The organism is Streptomyces sp. NPDC014006 (assembly GCF_043088925.1).
In the GTDB taxonomy this organism is placed as follows: Bacteria; Actinomycetota; Actinomycetes; order Streptomycetales; family Streptomycetaceae; genus Streptomyces.
Genome location: NZ_JBICAJ010000002.1, coordinates 38,317 through 60,030, shown reverse-complemented (window position 1 = coordinate 60,030; position 21,714 = coordinate 38,317). Strand labels below are relative to the sequence as shown.

At 71.0% G+C, this 21,714-nt stretch carries 22 protein-coding genes; 9 read left to right on the top strand and 13 right to left on the bottom strand.

Translation table 11 applies throughout. The annotated features are described in order from the left end of the window. Positions 1-5 precede the first annotated feature (5 nt). The 9 genes from ACF1GV_RS06705 to ACF1GV_RS06665 all read right to left on the bottom strand — a co-directional run bounded on the left by ACF1GV_RS06705 (position 6) and on the right by ACF1GV_RS06665 (position 9,691). Positions 6-938 carry a hypothetical protein gene (locus tag ACF1GV_RS06705; RefSeq protein ID WP_391678620.1) on the bottom strand — a complete coding sequence of 311 codons (933 nt, stop codon included), beginning with the start codon at positions 936-938 and terminating at the stop codon, positions 6-8. Further along, a complete protein-coding gene (locus ACF1GV_RS06700) occupies positions 935-2,431 on the bottom strand; it encodes an oligosaccharide flippase family protein (protein ID WP_391678618.1) in 1,497 nt (498 codons plus the stop codon). The genes ACF1GV_RS06705 and ACF1GV_RS06700 overlap by 4 nt, the downstream gene beginning before the upstream one ends. Then, on the bottom strand, positions 2,385-3,275 hold the full coding sequence (locus ACF1GV_RS06695; protein ID WP_391678615.1) for a Wzz/FepE/Etk N-terminal domain-containing protein: 891 nt from the start codon (positions 3,273-3,275) through the stop codon (positions 2,385-2,387). The genes ACF1GV_RS06700 and ACF1GV_RS06695 overlap by 47 nt, the downstream gene beginning before the upstream one ends. A 51-nt stretch (positions 3,276-3,326) precedes the next feature. Next, the gene (gene wecB, locus ACF1GV_RS06690; protein WP_391678612.1) at positions 3,327-4,439 is read right to left on the bottom strand and encodes a non-hydrolyzing UDP-N-acetylglucosamine 2-epimerase; all 1,113 of its coding nucleotides are present in this window, start codon (positions 4,437-4,439) and stop codon (positions 3,327-3,329) included. Between the two features lie 3 nt (positions 4,440-4,442). Beyond that, positions 4,443-5,702 carry a nucleotide sugar dehydrogenase gene (locus tag ACF1GV_RS06685; RefSeq protein ID WP_391678611.1) on the bottom strand — a complete coding sequence of 420 codons (1,260 nt, stop codon included), beginning with the start codon at positions 5,700-5,702 and terminating at the stop codon, positions 4,443-4,445. Beyond that, positions 5,702-6,472, bottom strand: a complete 771-nt coding sequence (locus tag ACF1GV_RS06680) for a WecB/TagA/CpsF family glycosyltransferase (RefSeq protein ID WP_391678609.1) — start codon at positions 6,470-6,472, stop codon at positions 5,702-5,704. Before ACF1GV_RS06680 ends, ACF1GV_RS06685 begins: the two co-directional genes overlap by 1 nt. Continuing rightward, the gene (locus ACF1GV_RS06675) at positions 6,469-7,635 is read right to left on the bottom strand and encodes a hypothetical protein (RefSeq protein ID WP_391678606.1); all 1,167 of its coding nucleotides are present in this window, start codon (positions 7,633-7,635) and stop codon (positions 6,469-6,471) included. Before ACF1GV_RS06675 ends, ACF1GV_RS06680 begins: the two co-directional genes overlap by 4 nt. Before the next feature lie 306 nt (positions 7,636-7,941). Then, entirely contained in the window at positions 7,942-8,541 is a 600-nt protein-coding gene (locus tag ACF1GV_RS06670; RefSeq protein ID WP_391678604.1) for an acyltransferase, read from the bottom strand. A gap of 247 nt (positions 8,542-8,788) precedes the next feature. Further along, positions 8,789-9,691, bottom strand: coding sequence for a LysR substrate-binding domain-containing protein (locus tag ACF1GV_RS06665; protein WP_391678602.1), 903 nt, complete (start codon positions 9,689-9,691; stop codon positions 8,789-8,791). A gap of 134 nt (positions 9,692-9,825) precedes the next feature. Here ACF1GV_RS06665 and ACF1GV_RS06660 point away from each other — a divergent pair, with 134 nt between their 5' ends. Beyond that, entirely contained in the window at positions 9,826-10,560 is a 735-nt protein-coding gene (locus ACF1GV_RS06660) for a flavodoxin family protein (protein WP_391678600.1), read from the top strand. A 26-nt stretch (positions 10,561-10,586) separates the two neighbouring features. Here ACF1GV_RS06660 and ACF1GV_RS06655 read toward each other — a convergent pair whose 3' ends face one another. After that, positions 10,587-11,189 carry an NUDIX domain-containing protein gene (locus ACF1GV_RS06655; RefSeq protein WP_391678597.1) on the bottom strand — a complete coding sequence of 201 codons (603 nt, stop codon included), beginning with the start codon at positions 11,187-11,189 and terminating at the stop codon, positions 10,587-10,589. Further along, positions 11,186-11,737, bottom strand: a complete 552-nt coding sequence (locus tag ACF1GV_RS06650; protein WP_391678595.1) for an NUDIX domain-containing protein — start codon at positions 11,735-11,737, stop codon at positions 11,186-11,188. The genes ACF1GV_RS06655 and ACF1GV_RS06650 overlap by 4 nt, the downstream gene beginning before the upstream one ends. Before the next feature lie 36 nt (positions 11,738-11,773). On the opposite strand from ACF1GV_RS06650, the gene ACF1GV_RS06645 reads away from it, so the two are divergent. The 3 genes from ACF1GV_RS06645 (at position 11,774) to ACF1GV_RS06635 (ending at position 14,082) form a co-directional block, all read left to right on the top strand. Next, entirely contained in the window at positions 11,774-12,061 is a 288-nt protein-coding gene (locus tag ACF1GV_RS06645) for a hypothetical protein (RefSeq protein WP_391678593.1), read from the top strand. Positions 12,062-12,309: 248 nt separating this feature from the next. Continuing rightward, positions 12,310-13,725: a DEAD/DEAH box helicase gene (locus ACF1GV_RS06640; protein WP_391678590.1), complete on the top strand. Its 1,416-nt coding sequence runs from the start codon at positions 12,310-12,312 to the stop codon at positions 13,723-13,725. A 114-nt stretch (positions 13,726-13,839) separates the two neighbouring features. Beyond that, the gene (locus ACF1GV_RS06635; RefSeq protein ID WP_391678589.1) at positions 13,840-14,082 is read left to right on the top strand and encodes a DUF5302 domain-containing protein; all 243 of its coding nucleotides are present in this window, start codon (positions 13,840-13,842) and stop codon (positions 14,080-14,082) included. Positions 14,083-14,218: 136 nt separating this feature from the next. Here ACF1GV_RS06635 and ACF1GV_RS06630 read toward each other — a convergent pair whose 3' ends face one another. Both ACF1GV_RS06630 and ACF1GV_RS06625 read right to left on the bottom strand, forming a co-directional pair. Then, the gene (locus ACF1GV_RS06630; protein WP_391678587.1) at positions 14,219-15,493 is read right to left on the bottom strand and encodes a glycoside hydrolase family 6 protein; all 1,275 of its coding nucleotides are present in this window, start codon (positions 15,491-15,493) and stop codon (positions 14,219-14,221) included. Positions 15,494-15,603: 110 nt separating this feature from the next. Beyond that, the gene (locus tag ACF1GV_RS06625; RefSeq protein WP_391678585.1) at positions 15,604-16,569 is read right to left on the bottom strand and encodes a glycoside hydrolase family 6 protein; all 966 of its coding nucleotides are present in this window, start codon (positions 16,567-16,569) and stop codon (positions 15,604-15,606) included. 214 nt (positions 16,570-16,783) lie between these two features. On the opposite strand from ACF1GV_RS06625, the gene ACF1GV_RS06620 reads away from it, so the two are divergent. The 5 genes from ACF1GV_RS06620 (at position 16,784) to ACF1GV_RS06600 (ending at position 21,714) form a co-directional block, all read left to right on the top strand. After that, on the top strand, positions 16,784-17,797 hold the full coding sequence (locus ACF1GV_RS06620; RefSeq protein WP_391678584.1) for a LacI family DNA-binding transcriptional regulator: 1,014 nt from the start codon (positions 16,784-16,786) through the stop codon (positions 17,795-17,797). 516 nt (positions 17,798-18,313) lie between these two features. Continuing rightward, entirely contained in the window at positions 18,314-18,472 is a 159-nt protein-coding gene (locus ACF1GV_RS06615; RefSeq protein WP_391678582.1) for a hypothetical protein, read from the top strand. A gap of 214 nt (positions 18,473-18,686) precedes the next feature. Continuing rightward, positions 18,687-19,592, top strand: a complete 906-nt coding sequence (locus ACF1GV_RS06610; protein WP_391679590.1) for a LysR family transcriptional regulator — start codon at positions 18,687-18,689, stop codon at positions 19,590-19,592. A 155-nt stretch (positions 19,593-19,747) separates the two neighbouring features. After that, a complete protein-coding gene (locus tag ACF1GV_RS06605; RefSeq protein WP_391678580.1) occupies positions 19,748-20,917 on the top strand; it encodes a CaiB/BaiF CoA transferase family protein in 1,170 nt (389 codons plus the stop codon). A 26-nt stretch (positions 20,918-20,943) separates the two neighbouring features. Beyond that, the gene (locus tag ACF1GV_RS06600) at positions 20,944-21,714 is read left to right on the top strand and encodes a crotonase/enoyl-CoA hydratase family protein (RefSeq protein WP_391678579.1); all 771 of its coding nucleotides are present in this window, start codon (positions 20,944-20,946) and stop codon (positions 21,712-21,714) included.

The window sequence follows — 21,714 nt, the reverse complement described above, 5'->3', positions numbered from 1 at the left end:
CTTCCTCAGCCGGCCGGCTCGGGGACGATCGGGGTGCCGTCGGAGAACCGGTTGCCGCGCCAGACGTTCCCGCTGCCGCCCTCGTTCCAGGCGGTGACGGCGCCGTAGACGCCGGAGTTGCGGTGGTAGCGACGGGAGAACACGTTGTCCGTCACCCTGACCCTCGTGGCGCCGGGCCCGCCCCCGTACAGCGCGTACGCGCCGCCGGCCAGCAGGTTGCGCTCGACGCTGACCCGGGAGACGTGGCCGGCGTCGGCGAACAGGCCGAGGGCGGCGGACGCCCCCCGGTCGACGGGGACCGGGTTGAGCAGCGTGTTGTGCCGCACGACCAGCTCGCCGGTGTTGCCGCCGCCGCTGATCACGGCGTCGGTGTGCTGCCACTCGCCACCGCTGTTGCGGAACGGCACCAGGTCGTGGACGTAGTTGTCGTGCAGGTATCCCTGGCCCATGGACAGGGCGTTGCCGAACACGGAGATGTCGCACCAGCCGACCTCGGTCGAAGCGGTCCCCATGGTGGAGACGGCGTAGTCCACCCCGCCGTTGTCCGGGCCCTTGCCGGGAACGGCGGTGATCGTGCTGTGCAGGACCTTCAGACCGCTGTGGCCGGGGCGCAGATTGATCCCCCACCAGTTGGCGGAGGTGATCCTGGAGTCGACGACGGTCACGTCGTCGGCGTAGATGTCGAGGGAGCCGGTGAGGTCCCAGCCCTTGATGACCGTGCCGTCGGTCCTGATGCTGACGTTCCCCGCGCCGTGCGGGGTGAGGCCGACGCGCGGGCCGGTGCTGCGGGCGTCCGGGAAGCCGGCCTCACCGGGGAGCGGCGGCTTGGCGTCCTGCGCCCTCTCCCGGGAGGGGGCCGGAGCGGGGTCGCCGCCCGGCGAACAGGCGGCGCACAGCACGAGGGCCAGGCCGGCGAGCAGGAGGCGCAGCCTCGTCATACGGTCTCCGGGGTACGCGAGCCGAGCAGGAAGCGGCGGCTCGGCAGAACGCACACTACATAGCAGGCCAGGGCGGCCGTTGGGGTGACACACAGGGCGAGGAGGCCGTCTCCGAGGAAGCGTTCGGCGGCGAGCACCACCACGGTCATCACCGCGCCCCCCAGGAACGGCCAGGCGCAGGCCCGGGCGACGGGGGCGAGGCCTATTCCGGCCCGGCCGAGCGCGTGCAGGAAGGCGGGCACGACCAGACCGGCGGCGACCAGTACATGGCCCTGGGAGACGCCGACGATGCCGTTCAGCCGGGCGCCGCCGATCAGGACGGGGACCAGGGCGACGACCCACAGGCCCTGGGTGAGGATCAGCGAGCGGCGCCGGCCGGCGGCGATGAGGCAGTCGTAGGCGAGTTCGCAGCCGATGCGGACCAGGCCCAGGGCCATCAGCCAGGGCAGCGCGGCCGCGGCGGGCACCCAGGTGCTGCCGTACACGAGGTGGACGACCGGGGCGGCGAGCCCGCCGAGCAGCACACACAGCGGCACCGTCCCGGTGACCAGGACACCGAGGGCGCGGCTGAAACCGTCCGCGAGGGCCTGCGGGGAGTCGGCGAGACGGGAGAAGCCCGCGAAGGAGACCCGCCGGGCCGCCTCGGAGATGATGCGGACCGGCCAGCCGGACATGTTGAACGCCAGCACGTAGAAGCCGAGCGGGACCCCGCCGAGGGCGGAGCCGACGACCAGGGTGTCCACGTTCACGACGGCGAGCGCGAGCAGGCTCGCACCGGCCAGCGGCAGCCCGAACCTCAGCAGCGCGCGGGCCTGCACGGGGTCCCAGCCGAAGCGCAGAGTGCCGGGGGCGGCCAGCGCGCAGCCGGCGAGGGCGGCGATGTTGCCGGCGACCGCGCCCCAGGCGAAGCTCATCGCGCCCTCACCGGTGAACGCCAGCGCCAGGGTCACGGAGGTGCTGACGACGAAGTTGAGCGCGTCGATGACCATCCGCCGCCCCTGCGCGAACTCCCGGGTGAGGATGGCGGCGGGCACCTGCGCCACGCCGTCGATCACCAGGCACAGGCACATCACACGCAGCACGCCGGTGGCGTCGGGCGAGTCCAGCAGCACGGCGACCGTCGGCGCCGCGACGAACAGGGCCGCGTACAGCAGGCCGCTGGAGGCGGTGGCCAGGGTCAGCACGGTCGGCGCGAAGCGGCGCGGGTCGCCCTCCCAGCGCACCAGGGCCAGGCTGACGCCGAGTTCGTTAGCCGACAGCAGGACCAGCAGCACGGTCTGGGCGATGCCGTAGACGCCCCACTCGGCCGGGCCCAGCGCGAAGCGCGCCAGCAGGATGCCGGTGGCGAAGTTGCCCAGCCGCATGACGACGGTGTTGACCAGGCTCCAGCGGGCCGCGGAACGGACCTGGTGGCCGAGGGAGGCGGGAGCGGGAGTGCCGCTCGGCTCAGCGGTGTCGCTGTCCGGTGTGCGGACGCTGTCGATGCTGTCCATGCGCAGACTCCTCGTCGAGCGGCTCGGCGGCGGACTCCACGGTCATGACGGACCGCCCGGCCCTCGGATCCCGGGCGGACACGGCGTCGGGGGACCCGGTCTCGGCCGGCCTGCCGTCGGCCGGCCTGCCGTCGGGGGACCGGGACCAGCTGGGTGCGGTCCGCAGCGCCATCGTCCGCTCCACGGCCGGTTCCCCCGGTTCGCCCGGTGCCCCCGGCGACGCGGGCAGCGCGGGCTCCGCACCCCGCGGCCGCCGGCGCGCCTCCACGAAGAACACGGCCACCAGGCTCAGCACCAGGCCCAGGCCTCCGGCCATGATCATGTACTCGAGCCGGGTCTTGGTCTGCGCCAGCGGGTTCTGCGGCGGCACGACGGTCGTCATGCGGATCATGGCCTTCGGGTCGACCCGCTGCTGCCGCTGGAACTGCTCCAGCCGTTCCTGGGCGTACGCGGTCAGGATGCGGTCCGCGGCCAGGACACCGGCCTTGTCGTCGCCGGTGACGGTGAGCCACATCAGCGGCCCCTGCGCGTTGTCGGCGAGCTTCGCCTCGAACGTGCCCGTCGCCCCCCGGGACTTCAGCTCCCGGAGCGAGCCGTCGGAGTTGAGATTGCGGGCCAGGCTGTCGGCCATCCCGGTGAGCGAGGTCTGCGTGCTCAGGAACGGGTTGCCGTCGTAGGCGACGGTGGCCTTCTGCGAGTTCAGCAGCACCACCGTGCTCTGCGACTGGTAGGTGACCGGCACCGTCAGTGCCACGGCCGCGGTCAGCGCCGCGGTCAGCAGCAGCCCGGGCAACAGCACCTTCCAGCGCCTGCGCATGACACGGAAGATCTCAGCGAGATCCATGGCGGTCCCCCCTCGCGGCCCGGCGTGCCCCGAGCATATGTGGCAAGCGGATCATAGGGGGAGCGTTCGGTCGGTGGGCCTCGGCCGGGTACGCGCGGTGCCTCCCTCCAGCAGCACCTCGGCGATACGGTCGCTCGCACGGCCGTCCCACAACTCGGGCCGGCGCGGGACGGGCGGGGCGTCGAGCACCCGGTGCACGGTCGACACGATCCGCTCCGGTTCCCGGCCGGCCAGGACGTTGGTGCCCTGCTCCACGGTGATGGGCCGCTCGGTGTTGTCCCGCAGGGTCACGCACGGCACACCGAGCGCGGTGGTCTCCTCCTGCACCCCGCCGGAGTCGGTCAGCACGAGCCGGGCGGCCTCCTGCAGGGCGATGAAGTCCAGGTACCCGGCGGCAGGCACCAGCCGGACACCGCCGGGGACGCCGATCTCGGCCAGCCGCCCGGCCGCGCGCGGATGCACGGGCAGTACGAGCGGGCAGCGGGCGGCGATCTCCCCCAGGGCCTTCAGCAGCCCGGCGAGCACCTCGGGGTCGTCCACGTTGGCCGGGCGGTGCAGCGTGACCAGGCCGTACTCGCCCCGGGTCAGGCCGTACCGGTCGAGGGCGCCCACCTTCCGGGCCCGGTCCAGGTTGGCCAGCAACGTGTCGATCATGACGTTGCCGACGAGGTGGATCTGGTCGTCCCGGTAGCCCTCCGCGCGCAGATTCTCCACCGCGTCCGGCGAGGGGGCCAGCAGATAGTCGCTGACCCGGTCGGTGGCGACCCGGTTGACCTCCTCCGGCATGCTCCAGTCACGGCTGCGCAGACCGGCCTCGACGTGTGCGAGCAGCGGCCCCGCCTTGGCCGTCACCAGGGCGCAGGCCAGGGTGGAGTTGATGTCGCCGACCACGACGACGACGTCCGGGGACACCTCGTTCAGGAGCGGCTCGAACGCGGTCATCACGCGCCCGGTCTGCTCGGCGTGGGTGCCGGAGCCGACCCCGAGGAAGCGGTCGGGCGCACGGATGCCGAGGTCGGCGAAGAACACGTCGTTCATCGCCGGGTCGTAGTGCTGACCGGTGTGGACGAGCACGACCTCGGCGCCCCGGCGCTCCAGGGCGTCCATCACCGGCTTGATCTTCATGTAGTTGGGTCGCGCCCCGGCGACGCAGACGACTCGCATGACTCAGAGCACCTCGATCGTGGGGCCGGCCGTCAGCCGCCGACGGCAGTCGAGGACGAACGGGGCGTACTCGGCGATCAGTTCGTAGTCGAAGCCGTCGTGGTCGGTGAGCAGGACCACCACGTCGGCGGCCGCCAGTTCCTCGGTCACCGGCTCGACCCTCACCAGCCGGGAATCCACCGGCAGGTCCTCCACGACGTGCGGGTCCGCCGCCCTGACCTGGGCCCCCATGTCGAGCAGCAGCTGGGAGATGCGCAGCGCGGGCGACTCCCGGGCGTCACCGGTGTTCTTCTTGTACGCCAGGCCCAGCAGCAGGATGCGCGAGCCGTTCACGGACCGGCGTCTTTGGTTGAACAGGTCGCTGATCCGGCGCGCCACGTACTCGGGCATATGGCTGTTGATGTCGTTGGCCAGCTCCACGAACCGGAAGCTCTGGCCGAGTTCACGCTGCACTCGCCAGGACAGGTAGGAGGGGTCGATCGGCAGGCAGTGGCCGCCGACGCCCGGCCCGGGCGTGAACCTCATGAAGCCGAACGGCTTGGTGGAGGCCGCGTCGATGGACTGCCAGACGTCGATGTCCAGGTGGTGGGCGAACATCGCGATCTCGTTGACCAGCGCGATGTTCACGTGCCGGAAGGTGTTCTCCAGCAACTTGGCGAGTTCGGCCTCCTTGGGCGAACGCACCGGCACGGTGGTGTCGACGAGCTGCCCGTAGAAGTCCCGCACGGACGCCAAGGACGCCGCGTCGACGCCGGAGACCACCTTCGGGGTCTGCTGGAAGCCCCAGACGGCGTTGCCCGGGTCGATCCGCTCGGGGCTGTAGCCGAGGTGGAAGTCGGCGCCCGCCTTCAGGCCCGAGCCGTCCTCCAGGATCGGCGCGAACAGCTCCTCGGTGGTGCCGGGATAGGTCGTGGACTCCAGGACGACGGTGGCGCCGGGGCGCAGATAGCGGGCGAGGGTGGCCGCCGACTCCTTGATGTAGCGCAGGTCGGGGGTGCCCTCGTGCAGCGGCGTCGGCACGGTGACCACGGCGACGTCGAAACCGCCGCAGTCGCGCGCCAGATCGCTCGGTCTGTAGCTGCCGTCGTCCAGCGCGGCGCGGATCCGCTCCGAGGAGACGTCCTCGACGTACGACGCACCGGCGGCGAGGCTCTTGATCCGGCGGGCGTCGACGTCGTAGCCGATCACCTCGTGCCCGACCTCGGCGGCCCGCACGGCCAGCGGCAGTCCGACGTAACCCTGTCCAACCACGACGACGCGCATCAGTGACTCCTGTTCGCGGAAGCGGGCGACGGGGTGAGCCGGACGAACTCGCGCGCCGTCATGAGAAGGAAGGAGGCGTTCGTGGTGACGTAACGCCGGCCGAGGCGACGCGGCTCCTGCAGCGCGCGGTAGAGCCACTCGAGCCCCCAGCGCTGCCAGGACTTCGGGGCCCGCTTGGTGACCCCGGCCAGGATGTCGAAGGAGCCGCCGACGCCGTGCACGACGCGGGCGCCGGTGCGGGTGCCGTGCGCGGCGGTGAAGATCTCCTTCTTCGGGGAGGTCATGCCGAGGAAGAGCATCTGGGCGCCACTGCGGGCGATGCCGTCCGCGATCGCCTCCTGCTCGTCGTCGTGGAAGTAGCCGTTGCGGCTGCCGGCCACCTTCAGACGGGGGAAGCGGTTCGCCACCCGGCGCAGCATCTCCTTCAGGACCTCCTCCTTCGCACCGAGGAAGTACACGGAGACGCCGGCCGTTTCCGCCTCGGCCAGCAGCCGCAGGAACAGGTCGATGCCGGCCACCCGTTCCGGCAGCGGGGCGCGCAGGACGCGGCCGGCCCACACCACGGCCTGCCCGTCGGCGAGGACGAGATCGCAGCCGGTCACGGCGTCGGCGAGCCGGGCATCGCGCCGCATGTTCACCAGCTTCGCGGCGTTGACCACCCCGATCTCCAGCCGGCGGCCGTCGCGCACCGCTTCCAGACAGCGCCGCACGGTCTCGTCCATGGTCAGCGCGTCCACCTCGATCCCGAACAAGGTCCGACGCGCACTCATATACGGCCCCCCAGCCAGGCGTGCAGCATCCAGCCGAACTCGTACGGCCGGCACTCGCGGTCCACGGACAGGGGGCGGTACACCCGGTCCAGGGCCGTCAGCCGCAGATTCGGGGCGACGCGGGTGGCGAGCCCCCGGGCGGCGCGTACGGCCTTCCTCGGATCGCCCCGGAAGACCTTGCGCCAGGTGACGCCGAGGTCGTCGAGGATCATCGGCTCCCGGTGCGCGGCCCCGGCCAGTTCGGGTACGTCCGTCATCCAGCGCAGGCCCCTCCGGATCGCCGCGCCGAACTCGGTGCCGCCGGCGTCGGCGAGGTCGAACAGGGCGGTCGGGGCCATCGCGTGCTGGTGGACGCTGTAGACGGGGTAGCTCTCCACTACCCCGCCGGTGCGCGCGTCGTAGTGCCACCACCACTGGCCGCCCTCGCCCTGCAGCGTGCAGATGCGCGTGGCACACGCCTCGGACGCGGCCAGCGCCTCCGGGTCGCCGCCGTCGCTGCTCGCGTGCGCCCGGGCCAGGGCCTGCAGCGGGTAGGTCTGGTCGGCGAAGCAGCTCACGTGCTCCCGGTACCAGGGCACCAGGCCGGGCCCGGTGGCGTGCGGGAACAACGGGCTGTCGCCGAGGCGGGCGCGCAGCAGACGGTCGCGGGCGGCGGCATAGTGCGCCTCCACGTCGACGACGTCCCGGGCCGCGGCGAGTGCGGACAGCACCCACGCCGCCTCGACCGTGTACTGCGGCCGGCCCGCCGCGTCCAGGGCCTCGACCCGGGCGAGGGCGTCGGAGAGCTTGGGGTGCCCGGTGTCGGCGGCGGCCCACGCGATGAGGGCCGCGTCGCCGAGGTTGGTCACCGCGGGCAGCGACTCCACCAGCAGACCGACGAACTCCTCAGCGGTACGCCCGCCGAGCACCGCACTCTGGCGGTCCTCGGGCAGGAAACGGACGCCGAGCGCGGTGATGGCCGCGTACCGGGTGCTGATCCCACGCCGCTCGAGGGACCAGGAACCGTCGGGGCGCTGCTGCCCCGCCATGGTGAAGGCGAAAGCCTCACCGCCGGGCAGCAGCATTTTCGGCAGCCCCGATTCGGCGAGCGCGAGGAGCCGCCCGGCGAGCGTGAGCAGCGGCGGCTCCTCATGACCGAGCGCCGCGAGACGTGTCGTGATCATCGTGTGGACACACCAACCCCCCTGTTGTGCACAGACTTGTCATCGCCGGGACGGAAGGCCGCACGGCGGACGGCAGACGTCGGACACCGGTCGTCGGACGTCGATCTTCGGAGTCGATCGTCGGAAGTCGATCGTCGGACGTCAGGCGACGGAGCGGCGCTCGCTCCTCGCGGCAGACACAGATGTCCCCACCCGGTACCCCCCCTGGGCGCTGGTTTGTGTGCTCACTGTGCCCCACCTCCACAGTTCGCACACATGTTATGCCTACGGATGTTCGAAGATTGGCGTATTGCGAAAATCAGGAAGTCATACTCGCTCGAAGAGTTCGCCGTTCTTCTCGTCGTACAGCGCGCCCGTGTCCGGGCACTCCCACGCCCCCGGTTCACCGGCCCGCTCCACCAGCCGTGCGCCGGCCCGGCCCACCCAGCCGATCCGGCGCGCCGGAACACCCGCCACCAGCGCGAAGTCCGGTACGTCCCGGGTGACCACCGCCCCTGCCGCGACCAGCGCCCAGCGCCCGACACGCACGGGGGCCACACACACCGACCGCGCGCCGAGCGAAGCCCCCTCGCCCACGGTCACGGCCACGGCCTCCCAGTCGTCCCCGCGCTTGAGCCGGCCCCGCGGGTCCACGGACCGCGGGAAGTGGTCGTTGGTGAGCACGGCCGCCGGACCGACGAACACCCCGTCGCCGAGCACGGCGGGCTCGTACACCAGGGCGTAGTTCTGCAGCTTGACGTGGTCGCCGATCCGTACACCCGGCCCGACGTAGGCCCCCCGCCCCACGATGCACCCGCTGCCCAGGACCGCGTCCTCGCGTATCTGGGCGAGATCCCAGACGGTCGTCCCGTCACCTATCGTCGCGGCCTCGTCCACCTGGGCGGTCGGCTGAATCCGTGCACTCATAGCGCTGAACCTTTCTCTCATGGAGCGTGGCCGGAACGCCGCGACCGCGCGCGGGCGGTGGCGGTGGTCGGCCGGACGCGTGCGGGGTTCGCGCCGGAAAGCCGGAAAGTCGTGCCGAGCGGGCCGAGCGGGTCGAACGGCCCGTTCGACCGTCGCGCCGCCGAAAGTACCGCCCCCGGCGCCGCCGAACCAGACCGTACTCAGTCAGACAGGGGTTCGTTTCCCGGCCCGCTCTCGAGCCCGGCGATCAGTGGGTCCGGGCCGGCTTCCTCGAGGTGTGCAGAAGCAGGTCGCGCAGGGCCGTGGCCGCGTCCGACGGGTCGGTGGGGGTGAGGACGACCTGGTCGGCGGTGGTCGACGGGCCGGTGAGGGGGATGACGCGCAAGCCCGGCGGCTGATGGTCCAGCGCGGATTCGACCGTGATGCCGATACCCGTTCCCGCGGCGACATGAGCGGCGATGGCGTGCACACTGTCCGCCGTTCTGATGATGCGCAGGTCGGCCCCGCCGATGTGGAAGGCGGACAGGAGCCGGTCGCAGAGACCGCTGTTGATCTGGTGGGGCCACCTGAGCAGGCCGGTGGTGGACAGCTCGGCCGCGCTCAGCTCGGTGTGCCCGGCGAGAGGGTGGGTGGCGGGCACGAGCGCCATGAACCGCTCGCTGGACAGCACCCTCGCCCGTACGCCGGCGACGTCGCCGGTCGCCCAGCCGATGCCCAGCCCGATCGTCTCCGCCCGCAGGGCGGTGACCTGGGCCGTGGTCGGCATGGACTCCGGCACGATCGTCACGTCGGGGAAGGGGTCGCGCAGTTGCGGCAAGCAGCGCAAGAGCAGCTGGTGGTCGGTGTATTCGGCGTGGGCCACCACCAGGGTGGTCCGGGCCCGGTCACCGGCGGCCAGGGAGCGTCCGCGCTGCTGGAAGCGGCGTAACTGGGCCAGTGTGGCGCGGGCGTCGGGCAGCAGCGCTTCGCCGAGGTCGGTCAGTGACACCCGGCGGCTGGTGCGGTGGAACAACCGGCCGCCCAGGGCGCTCTCCAGCCGCCGGACGGCGTCGCTGACAGTGGGCTGCCCCCGGTGCAGACGGGCGGCGGCGCGGCCGAAGTGGAGTTCTTCCGCCACCGCGACGAATGCTTCCAGTTCGATCCTGTCCACGGGGACAGGCCAACGCGATCGATCGGTGCCACCGATCGCTGCGCGGCGAAGTTCGGCGTTGATGCCGTCCCGTGCCCCAGCTGAAATGGCTGTGCAGGCAAGGATTTCCCCACGACCGGAAGCAGTGAGAAGACATGACAGTCAAGGACGTTGAGCGTGAGCCCGAGGCACCTGTGGTCACCGTGACGGTGGTCCATCACTCGGTGCACGGACACACCCGGGTCCTGGCCGAGCACCTCGCCGACGGTGCCCGGCTGGTACCGGGCGCCCAGGTGCACCTCGTCGAGATCCGGCCCGAGGACGTCACCGCGGGCCGCTGGCACGACGCGGAGGTGCTGGCGCTGCTCGACCGCTCCGATGCGATCGTCCTCGGCTGCCCCACGCTGATGGGCAGCGTGTCGGCGGTGTTCAAGGCGTTCATGGAGGCGGCGTTCACGCCGTTCACCACGCAGGCGTGGAAGGACAAGCTGGCCGGAGGGTTCACCATGTCCGCCTCGCAGAGCGGCGACAAACTGGCGGTTCTGGGACAGCTGGCTGTCTTCGCCGCACAGTTGGGCATGCAGTGGATCGGCGTGGCCGACATGCCGGGCAACAACTGGAGCGGTGGCTCCCGCGACGACGTGAACCGGCTGGGCTCGTGGCTCGGGCTGATGAGCCAGAGCCACGCCGACCAGGGACCGGAGCAGGCCGGATCCCGCGGGGACCTGATCACCGCTCAGCGGTACGGGGAGCGGATCGCCCGGCTGACTCAGCGCTGGGTCAACGCCGTGCCGTACGAAACGACCCGCATGACCGAACACGAGGCCCGCGCCCTGTCCGCCTCCTTCAGGGAGACGGACGGTGCAGCGGCAGCGCTGACGGGGACCTGACCTCTCCGCAGACGTACGTCGACGTGTTACTCCTGCCCACCGGTGCGAGGGCCGGGGATGTTCCGGGATGCGGAGGCGGGCCAGGGAGCGGTGCCGACCAGGACCAGCCGGTCGAAGCACGGGTCGTAGGAGATCGGGTCACCGGGGTGCTGGAAGTGCACGGCCATCCGCGCTCCGGCCCGGTAGGCGTCCAGTCCGGCCCGGCAGTAGGCGACCATCGGCTCCGGCAGGGCGTCGAGCGGGAACCAGTCCATGGCGTCGCACACCTCCGGCTCGCACACGCGGGGCGTGCCCTGCCAGCGGCGTGTCTCGAAGAAGAAGCCGACGCGCGCGCCCCCGCCGGGGGAGCGGTGGTGCACGGTGACGGCCGCCCGGACATCGCGGGCGTCGACGCGGACACCGGTCTCCTCCCGGGTCTCGCGGACGAGAGCGGCGACCACGTCCTCGTGCGGCCCGTCCAGGTGTCCGGACGGAAGATGCCAGCAGCCGGCCGCGTACACCGGGCCGGCCCGCCGCGACAGCAGCACTTCCGGGCGCCCCTCCCGCTCGCGGACCGCGATGAGGTGAACGTCCAGCGGCTCGGTGTGCCGCCGCGGGGAGGGCGCGCGGGGGACGTCGTGTCCGTTCACCACCCCAGCTCCGTGTAGACACGCCCGTCGGCGATACCGGTGATGGCTGCTCGGGTGTACGGCACGATCGGTTCCGGCAGGTCGTCCTTCGGCCACCATTGCCAGGTGAGGCATCTGTCGGGCTCGCGTAGTTCCGGGGCGCCCTTCCAGCGGTGGGCCCGGAACACCAACTGCATGCGCGGCTGTCCGCCAGGGGCGTCCACGATGTGCACGACGTGGACCAGCTCCACGTCCGCGGGATCGATGACCAGGCCGGCCTCTTCGAGCGCTTCCCTCACCAGGCAGCTGATCGCGGACTCCTGCTCGCAGTGCCCTGCCAGGAAATGCCATGTCCTTCCCGCGTACTTGGCGTCGGGGTGGCGCAGCCCGAGCAGCACGCGTTCTTCGTCGTCCTCCAGGTAGAGGTGGACCCCGACGACATGCAGCACGGTCCGGTTCCGGCTCTCCTCCGGCACCGGCGACAACGCGCCGACCAGACCACCGAGCCGGTCTGCGTGACGGAGGATCAGGTCTCCGATCATCGGGCTCAGGCGCAGTGGATTCTTCACAGTTCCGGCTTCCCCTCGAGCCGCCAGCGAAGAAACATGTCGCGCAGGGTCGCCGAGGTGACGTCCGTGTCGTATCGGCGCATTGCTCCGGAGCGGCAGCAGGTCGGCCGACGCGTCGCGTTCGCGGGGGTGGCGGGCGGGATACGCCTCGACGGTTCTGCGCAGGGCGGGGCGGGCTGGCGGCGCGGACGTCACCTCACGGTTGCCGGGGACGTGCAGGGTCCTGCCCGGCGCCGCATGCCGAAGGCCGGCTTCCACTGGTACAAGGACCTCATCGCGGCCCAGGATGCCGCCGCCCGGCCGGGACACCGCACCGACGGCTGACCTTCGGCCTCCCGCATGGGCGAGTCAGACGGGAGTCCGGCGGACCGTGTCGTAGGAATGTCGGGCCGCGGCGGGTCATCGAGAGGGAGGGGTGATCCGCGTCACGGCGCGATGCTGTGCCGTGTGTTAGTGTCATGCGTTTGCGTGGTCGTCGCGGTGGGCGATTCTGCCTGTTCGGTTCAGCTTGTGTGTGGGCTGTTCAAGCCTGCCGGGCCTTCCTCGGTACGTTCCCCTGCGGAAGGCTGTTCATGAAGCACCCTGATGACTCCGGCATCGCTCACGGCGGTCCCGCCCACTCCGGGGCCACGACCCCGGCGCCGCCCCCGGCCGTCTCCTTCGCCGACCTGGAACTTCCGGCGCAGGTGCTGCGGACACTGGGCGAACTCGGCGTGCGCGAACCCTTCCCCATCCAGGCCGCCACACTGCCCGATGCCCTGAAGGGACGCGACGTCCTGGGGCGCGGGCGCACCGGATCGGGCAAGACGCTCGCCTTCGGCCTGCCGCTGCTGACACGTACGGCAGGACGGCGCGCCGAACCGAAGCAACCCCTCGCGCTGATCCTCGTGCCCACCCGGGAGCTGGCGCAACAGGTCACCCAGGCGCTGGCACCGTACGCCGAGGCACTGCGGCTGCGGATGGCCGCGGTCGTCGGCGGCATGTCGATCGGCCGGCAGGTCGCCGCGCTGCGCGAGGGAGCCGAGGTGGTCGTCGCCACCCCCGGACGCCTGCACGACCTGATCGAGCGCAAGGCCTGCCGCCTGGAACGGGTCAGGATCACCGTGCTGGACGAGGCCGACCAGATGTGCGACCTGGGATTCCTGCCGCAGGTTGTCGACGTGCTCGACCGGGTACATCCCGACGGTCAGCGGATGCTGTTCTCGGCCACTCTCGATCGTGACGTCGATCAGCTGGTCCACCGTTACCTGCACGACCCCGTGGTCCACTCGGTCGACCCGTCCGCGGGAACGGTCACGACGATGGAGCATCACGTTCTGGTCGTCCACGGCCCTGACCGCTACGCCGTCACCACGGAGATCGCCGCCCGCGACGGCCGCGTACTGCTGTTCCTGGACACGAAACACGCCGTCGACCAGCTCACCCGGCATCTGCGGGCCAGCGGGGTGCACGCCGGGGCCCTGCACAGCGGCAAGTCCCAGCCGCAGCGCACACGGACCCTGGCGCAGTTCAAGAACGGCCAGATCAGCGTTCTGGTGGCCACCAACGTCGCGGCCCGTGGCCTGCATGTCGACGACCTCGATCTCGTGGTCAACGTCGACCCGCCCACCGACCCCAAGGACTATGTGCACCGGGCGGGCCGCACCGCCCGCGCCGGTGAGTCCGGCAGCGTGGTCACGCTCGTGCTGTCGGGCCAGCGCCGCGAGACGAGCCGCATCATGGCCGAGGCCGGCATCGAGCCGACCGTCACCAAGGTGCGCTCGGGCGAGGCGGAACTGAGCCGGATCACCGGAGCGAAGGCCCCCTCCGGCGTCCCGCTCGACGGCGGGCCCGCCGTCGAGCGGCCCAAGAACACCAACGCCCCCTTCCGCGGCCTCGGCACCAGCAAGGACCCCTCCCGCGGAGCCGGCGGCAAGTCCCGGAAGGCCGGCGAGGCCCGCAAGCTCGCCGAGGCCCGCAAGGCCGCCCTCGTGCGTCGCAACGGCTGAGAACCACTGCCCCGGCACCAGCCGAAACGCAGCAGGATGATGTTGCCGGCGCCCCGCACCGCGCCCGGCATGACAAGCTGTGCTTGCTCACCCCCCCGAACCCAGGAGGTCACCATGACCGCAGAACCCGTATCCCCGGAAGGTTCGGAGCCGGCCGCCCCCGAGACATCCCCTCTGGCGCCGGACAGCGACGGCACCTACGACCTCAAGCGCAAGTTCCGCGAAGCCCTGGCCCGCAAGCGCGGTGCGCAGGCGGACGCGGCCGATGTCGCCGCCAACTCCGATGCGTCGAAGGTGCGCGCGGCGCACGGCCCGGCTGCGAGCCAGCGCTCGTTCAGGCGCAAGAGCGGCGGCTGAGCCGATCAGTCCGGAGGCCCGCCGCCTGACCGGCACCCTGCGCGCTGCCCACTCGAGCGCCCGGTGCCGTGGCCCGCAACGCACGCATGCCCATGTGCGCGTTGCGGGAGCGGCGTAGCCGGGCTCGGCGCCCGGATCAGTGGTTGAACCTCAGACGCGGGGCCGCGTTGTGCGCCAGCGTGTGGGCCTGTTCGGGCCACCAGGTACCCGCGGGCGGGTCGACGACGCCGTACTCGGGGTCGATCGTCCCGCCGGTGTTGCGCGTGCAACTGCCGTCGGACTCACCGGGGATCTTGATCCACAGGTACGCGTCGACGAGGGGGACTCCGGTGTCGGCGGTGGGGCGCGGGCCGAGACCACGGCCGGGCGCGTTGCACCAGATCTCCGGATCCCCGCTGTACTTGCCCGGTTCCGGGGTCCAGGCGCCCAGCCCGTTACGGCTGGTGTCGATCACGAAATGCCGCAGATCGCCGGCCGGCGGGGTCCCCACGTTCCGGTCGTACCAGGCGTCGGTCCACCGCCAGGTGCTGGGGTCGGTGGAGGAGACCGCGTTGCCGGGGGCGCCGTCGTTGGGCGCGGCGGACGAGTAGTACTGGTCGGCGCACCGCTCGGCGTGGCCGCGCGCCTCCGTGGGTCCCGAGGTGGCGAACCACATGCACTGGGCGATCCAGGCGCCGTACCTGGCGTTGTGGTCGGTGGGATGGGTGTTGGACACGTTCAGCGCGAAACCGTCGCTGTACCCGACCCCGGCGTCCAGCAGCCGCTGCGCGATGTCGCCGACGGGGCGCCACTGGACGTTGCCCGCGTCGAGATAGACCGCGGTGCGCGGCCGGGCCTTCAGGGTTCTGACGGCGTAGGCCAGGTCGGCGATCCGGGCGGCTGTGAGTTCGCCGGTCGGATCCGCGGTGGGCCCGCAGTCTTTGGGGAGAAGGGCCGCGCCGTCCGGTTCGACCACGACGACCGACTTGCTGTCGCCCAGGCCGGCGGCGAACGCGTCGATCCACTGCCGGTAGGCGGCGGAGGAAGCGGCTCCGCCACTGGAGTACTGCGTGCAGTCCCGGCCCGGAACGTTGTAGGCGACCAGGACGGGCGTCCGGTCGACGGCCCGGGCCCGATGGACGAGCCTGCTCACTTGGGTGCGCACCTCGTCCGGCGTGCCCTTGGTGAACCACTCGGCCTGTGGCCAGCTCGCGAGCCTGGCCATGTTCGTGGCGTTCTCGATGTCGCCGTTCCCGAAGTCCACGAGCGCCTGCTGTGCCGCCTTGCTGTGCGGGTCCACGTAGAACTTCGTGGCCGGAGTGATCACGTCCTGTGTGGGGGTGGCCTGCGCCTGTGTCGCGGTGAGAGCGGCGCAGGCGGTGAGGCCCGCGACGACGGCGGCCGCACGGCGCCGTAGGCTGCGTGGATTCATGAGTGCTTCCTGGTCGATGGGATGGTCGAGGGGAGCGGTGGGATGGTTGAGGGAGCGCCGCCACCCCTTGAGGGCTGCCGATCGCCCGGGCAGGCGGCGGAAGGCCCGGATCAGTAGCCGTAGATCATCTTGTAGGCGACCTCGGGGAGGAACTGTCCGGCCGTGGAGCCGGCTCCGACCCCGCAGTTGCCGTCCGACTCGCCCGGAGTCTTGATCCACAGCAGCATCTCGGCGCCCGAGCCCGTCCGGGTGGGGGTGCCGATGCGGCGGCCCGCGGGGTTGCACCACTGTCCGTCGGAGCCGTTCCCGTTGCGGCTGGTGTCGACGACGAACGGCTTGGTGTAGCCGTAGCGGGCGCTGAGTTCGCTGTTGACGGCGTTGCCGTATGCGGTGTTCTCGGCGGTGCTGAAGTAGTTGGAGACGTTGAGCGAGAAGCCGTGGGCCTGACGGAGGCCGGCTTCGTGGAGGCGCCGGGCCATGGTCGCCGCGTCGACCCAGTGCGGGTTGCCGGCGTCCAGGTAGACCCAGGTGTTGGGGGCCTGGCGGTTGAACTCGGTGACGGCGCCGGTGATCATGCCCTCGCGTTCGTCGATCTGCGCCTGCGTCATGCAGCCGTAGTCCGCGAGGGAGTCCGGCTCGAGGACGACGACGGCCGGGCGGCCCGCGATCCCGCCGGCGAACTGGGCGATCCAACTGGCGTAGGCGGACGGCGAGGACGCTCCGCCCGCGGAGTGCCCGCCGCAGTAGTCGCGGTGGTAGATGTTGTAGGCGACGAGGACGGGCAGCTTGTCCCGGGTGTCCGCCGCCCCCACGTACGCACCCGTGGCGGTGCCGATGGTGCCGCTCCAGGAGCCGAACCAGCGGGCCATCGGGGTGTTGGCGATGGAGGCGTTGATCGCGGCGGCCCGGCCGTCGGCGGCGTTGGCGGCCACCCACCTCTTCGCGCTGGAGTCGGGGTCCACGTAGAAGCCGCTGGTCATGGTGGTCGGGTCGGCCGCGTGGGCGGACGGGGCGACGGCGAGCGCCAGCGGCAGAGCGCAGAGCGCTGCCACCAGTGCGCGGAGTCTCGGGCGCATGACGGTACCTCGGTTTCCGGCAGGGGTACGGGATGCTGGGAGCGCTCCCACTGGAAGCGGTCCCAATCGTGTGGCGAGCCGCTTCAACTGTCAATACTCGGCGCGGCAGTTGACTTTCGGCGGGGATCAAGAGGTAGCAGTGCACAAAACTGGAAGCGCTCCCAGTCCTACTTGTCACCGAGGGGGCTCCCTACCTGTGGGAAGCTCATGATTCATGACAGAAGATGCGCCGCGTCGGCAGCCGACGCTCGACGAGGTCGCCGAACGCGCCGGTGTCTCCCGCTCGGTGGCCTCCCGCGCCCTCAACAACGCTCCGCATGTCAGCCGCGCCAAGCGTGAGGCGGTCGAACGGGCGGTCCGGCACCTCGGTTACGTACCCAATCCGACGGCCCGAGCCCTGGCTACCCGTCAGACGGGAGCGGCCGCCCTGGTCGTCTCCGGAGAGGACCCGTCGATCTTCGCCGATCCCTTCTTCGCCCGGGTGATCGTGGGAGCGTCGGCCGCCCTGGAGGAGGCCGACCTGCATCTGATGCTCTGTCTGGCAGCCACCGAGCGGGCTCGCAAGCGGGTCGCGGAACTCCTTCGGTCCAAGGGCGTGGACGGCGCCATGCTGATGGCGCTGCGCGAGGACGATCCGCTGGCCCGGATGATCGACGACGCGCAGGTACCCGTCGTGTTCGGTGGACGCCCGGTGGGTTCGGCACCCCGGTGGTACGTGGACGTCGACAACGTCGGTGGGGCGCGCGAGGCGACCGAGTACCTGCTCTCGCTCGGCCGTAGGCGCGTGGCCGCGATCTGCGGTCGGCTGGACACCGGGGCCGGGCGCGCCCGGTACCGCGGCTACCGGGACGCCATGCTGGGCGCCGGTCTCGATCCGTTTCCACCGCGGGAAGGGGACTTCACCGAGGCCGGCGGAGCCGCCGCCATGGCCGGCCTGCTGGCGGAACACCCCGGAGTGGACGGGGTGTTCGCTGCCAACGACAACATGGCGGCGGGAGCGATGCGCACCTTGCGGGAGGCCGGCCGACGGATCCCCGCCGACGTCGCCGTGGTCGGCTTCGACGACCTGGCCGTCGCGCGGATCGCCGATCCGCCGCTCACCACCGTCCACCAGCCCATAGAGGATTTGGGGCGGGAGATGGCACGCATGCTCGTCGCACTCGTCAACGGGCAGGACCCCACCCCGCTGATCCTCCCCACCCGCCTGGTCAGCCGCGCCAGCGCCTGACGGCCGCGACCCGGACCCGGCTGTCTGCGCGAAGGCCGGCGCAGGTCCGTTCAGTTCCCGTGCATCCTGAAAAGGCTCTCCGAACAGGCACCTGGTCGGTGACGTCACAACAACCTGGTTCACGCGGAAGCCCAGGCGAGTGCCCTCTTCAAGAGTGCAGGTCAGGGTCCCGATCACCGCGTCCGGGTCAGCAAATGGTCAGCATCAGGCCGGACGGTGTCCGGCTTGCTGACCTACACCCGCGACAGGGACTGCGGACGACGTCCACCGAGTGCAGGAGCAGATCCACTCCGACACGCTCAAGCCGGCGAACTGGAAGCACCGCACGGCAGGGGAGTTCCGCGAGGTCCCTCTGCCCGTCTCGGTGCGGGAAGCGATGGAGCGCTACGAGGAGAAGCACGGCACCACGCACGAGGGCTATCTCCTGAGCGGTCCGAGCGGCTACTGCGCGGAACCGATGGACCGCCGCCGTGTGCGGAGACTCTTGCGGATCTCCCTGCCAAGGACGGGGTCGGCATGTACAGCTTCCGGCACTACTTCGCCTCCCACGCGCTCTGGAAGGGCATCCCGATCTACGACATGGCCGAATGGGTCGTATTGCACTATCGGCCCTGCTTCCCGGGCAGCACCAAGGCCGCCCGCATGCTCGACGCCGGTCCGGGGGAAGCGGCTTGATGCGACCTCGGCGGACAGCAGTTCCTCGTCTGCCGGTAGCACCCGCGCGCCACGGCATCCGAGCTGCACGGATGAGGCGGGCGGAAGCGGCCGGCGGCTTTGCGGCCCGTGGATGGCCCGGATCTCGGCAGTCGGCACCTGAGCGGCGGCGACCGCTGCATCGGCGCTCCTGCGCTCGGTGAGATCTGCCGTGGGTAGGGTGACTGGTGTGGACATGCTGCACCTGCGCTACTTCGTCGCCGTGGCCGAGGAACTCAACTTCTCGCAGGCGGCGCGCAGACTGCACATGGCGGCTTCTCCGCTCAGCCAGCGCATCAAGGACCTCGAACGCGAACTCGGCCATGACCTCTTCGAGCGCACCACCCACCGCGTCGATCTGACCCCGGCAGGTGCCGCACTGCTGCCGATGGCGCGCGACGTCCTGGAGCGCGTCAACTCGATCCCGTGGCGGCTGAGCGAGGCGGTGCGTCCGCGGCTGGACAGACTGTTCATAGGGATGCCGGCCGGAGTGCACCCGCTGCTGCGGGAGCGAGTCCGGCTGCTCGAGGGCGAGTGCCGTGAGGTGTGCGAACTCAAGCGCTGGCCCGGCACGTCGGCGGACCTGGCGGACGCGGTGCGCGACGGCAGGCTGGCAATGGCGCTGGCCCGGCTGCCGGTCTCCGACCCGGCTTTGGAGATCATCGAGGTGATGCGCGAGGTGCTGGGTGCAGCGGTGCCGGCCGACCGGTTCGCGGGGCGGGCGTCCGTAACGCTGGAGGAGCTGGCCGACCTGTCGTATGTGGCCACACCGAACGACGCCACACCGGCCTATTTCGAGGAAATCGATGCCCGCCTCAATTCGGTCGGTGTAAAAAAGAGGATCCGCATAAAAATGGCGGACTATTCCGGAAGTTCGGAACTGATCTCCTCCGGCATCGCGTTTTCGATGACCATGCTCTCGCCGGAGAGCCCCATGCACCTGTACCGCTTGGAAAACGTGGCCGTGCTGCCGGTCGAGGGCTTCCAACCCACTTTGGTCACCGGCCTGTTGTTCCATGCCGATAGGGTGAACACCGGCGGGGACCTGAGTGAGGTCGCTGTCCTGGCCCGCCGGATCTTCCATGAAGTCATCACCGTCTGACCGATTTCCGTAGACCATTTTTGGTGGACTGTGGAATCGGTGTGACCGCAGCGGTCATGCCCTTGTTCGCCAGTTGATCATTCCCTTCCGGTTCGTTCATGCATAACGTCGTCGGTGGAAACATTCGGCATGAAATTACTGTGTGAACGGGAGTAATGATGGACATCACGGCCGCCGACACCACAGGTCCGCTGGACGGCGTGCGGGTGATCGATCTGTCCACGGTGGTGATGGGGCCCTACGCGGCGCAGATCCTGGGCGACCTCGGTGCCGACGTCATCAAGATCGAGTCCCCGTCCGACACGGTTCGGGTGGGTCCGTACCGGACCACGCCCGGCATGACGCCGCTCAACCTCAACGTCAACCGCAACAAGCGCAGCGTGACGCTGAATCTCAAGGACGACGCCGACCGCGCGCGGGCACTCGAACTGATCGACAGCGCCGATGTGCTGGTCACCAACATGCGCCCGGGCGCGCTCGCCCGCCTCGGCCTCGGCCACGCCGACGTCGCCGCCCGCAACCCCCGCCTGATCTACGCCCACGCCCAGGGGTTCCGCAGCGACTCCGACCGGGCCGGCAACGCGGCCTACGACGAGACCGTACAGGCCGCCTCCGGCCTGGTGGACGTGACCAACCGGGCGCTGGGCACACCGGCGTACCTGCCGACGATCATCGGCGACAAGGTATGCGCGCTGACTATCGTCTACTCGGTGCTCGCCGCGCTGGTCCACCGTGACCGCACCGGCGCCGGCCAGTACGTCGAGATCCCGATGACCGACACGCTCATCGCGTTCAACCTCGTCGAGCACCTGGCGGGCCATGTCTTCGAACCGTCGGAGGGTCCGACCGGGTTCCCACTGTCGATGAAGAGGGGCCACCGCGCGGTGCCCACCAAGGACGGCCTCGCCTGCGTCATGCCGTACAACCCGCAGAACTTCCGGGACTTCTTCCTCGCCGCCGACCGTGCCGATCTCGCCGCGGACCGGCGTGTCAACGGCGAGTCCATCGCCGATGACGACGTCGACGCCCTGATGGAGCTGGTGGAGGAGTGCTCGCCGAGCCTGACCACTGCGGAGTGGGAGCGGGTCTGCGCCGAGCACAGCATCCCGATGGCCCCCGTGCTCGAACTCGACCGGGCCGCCGACGACCCCTACGTGCGCGGCGGCCGGCTGCTCGACGTGGTGGACCACCCCAGCGAGGGCGCCATCCGCTCGGTCGGCATCCCGGTGCGGTTCTCCGCCACTCCGGGTTCGGTCCGCCGTCTCGCCCCGCTGCCCGGCCAGCACACCGAAGAGGTCCTCAAGGAACTCGCAGCCGGCCGCTGACCGGCCGTCAAGCAAGGACACACACCATGCACAGCACCACCGAGGTGCGGACCGAGACCATCGGTTCCTCACTGCTCATCACCATAGACCGGCCCCGGGCGCGCAACGCGGTCAACGCGGCTGTCGCCGCCGGACTGTCCACGGCTCTCGACCAGTTGGAGGCGGACCCCGGCCTGCGGGCCGGCGTGCTCACCGGCGCCGGCGGCACGTTCAGCGCCGGAATGGACCTCAAGGCCGCTCTGGCCGGTGAATCGCCAGAGATCCCGGGGCGCGGCTTCGGCGGCCTGACCCAGGCCCGCACGACCAAGCCGCTGATCGCCGCCGTCGAGGGCTGGGCCATGGGAGGCGGCTTCGAACTCGCCCTGGCCTGTGATCTGATCGTCGCCGCGGACGATGCCCGGTTCGGCCTCCCCGAGGTCAGCCGTGGGCTGATCGCGGCAGGCGGCGGAGTGATCCGGCTGCCCAAGCGCATCCCGTACCACCTGGCCATGGAACTGCTGCTGACCGGCGAACCGGTCACCGGCGAACGGGCCGGCCGACTGGGCATCGCCAATCGTGTCGTGCCGGCCGGTGAAACCGTCGCGGCCGCCCTGCAGTTGGCCGAGCGGACAGCGCAGAACGCCCCGCTGGCACTGGCCGCCGTCAAGGAACTCGTCCGCGCGGCCGACGGCGCGCCGGAGGAGGAGGCGTTTGCCGTGCAGGCGCGGCAGATGGCCCGGCTCGCCGCCTCCGCGGACGTACGCGAGGGCATGACCGCCTTCACCGAGCGCCGCTCCCCGGTCTGGCAGGGCCGGTAG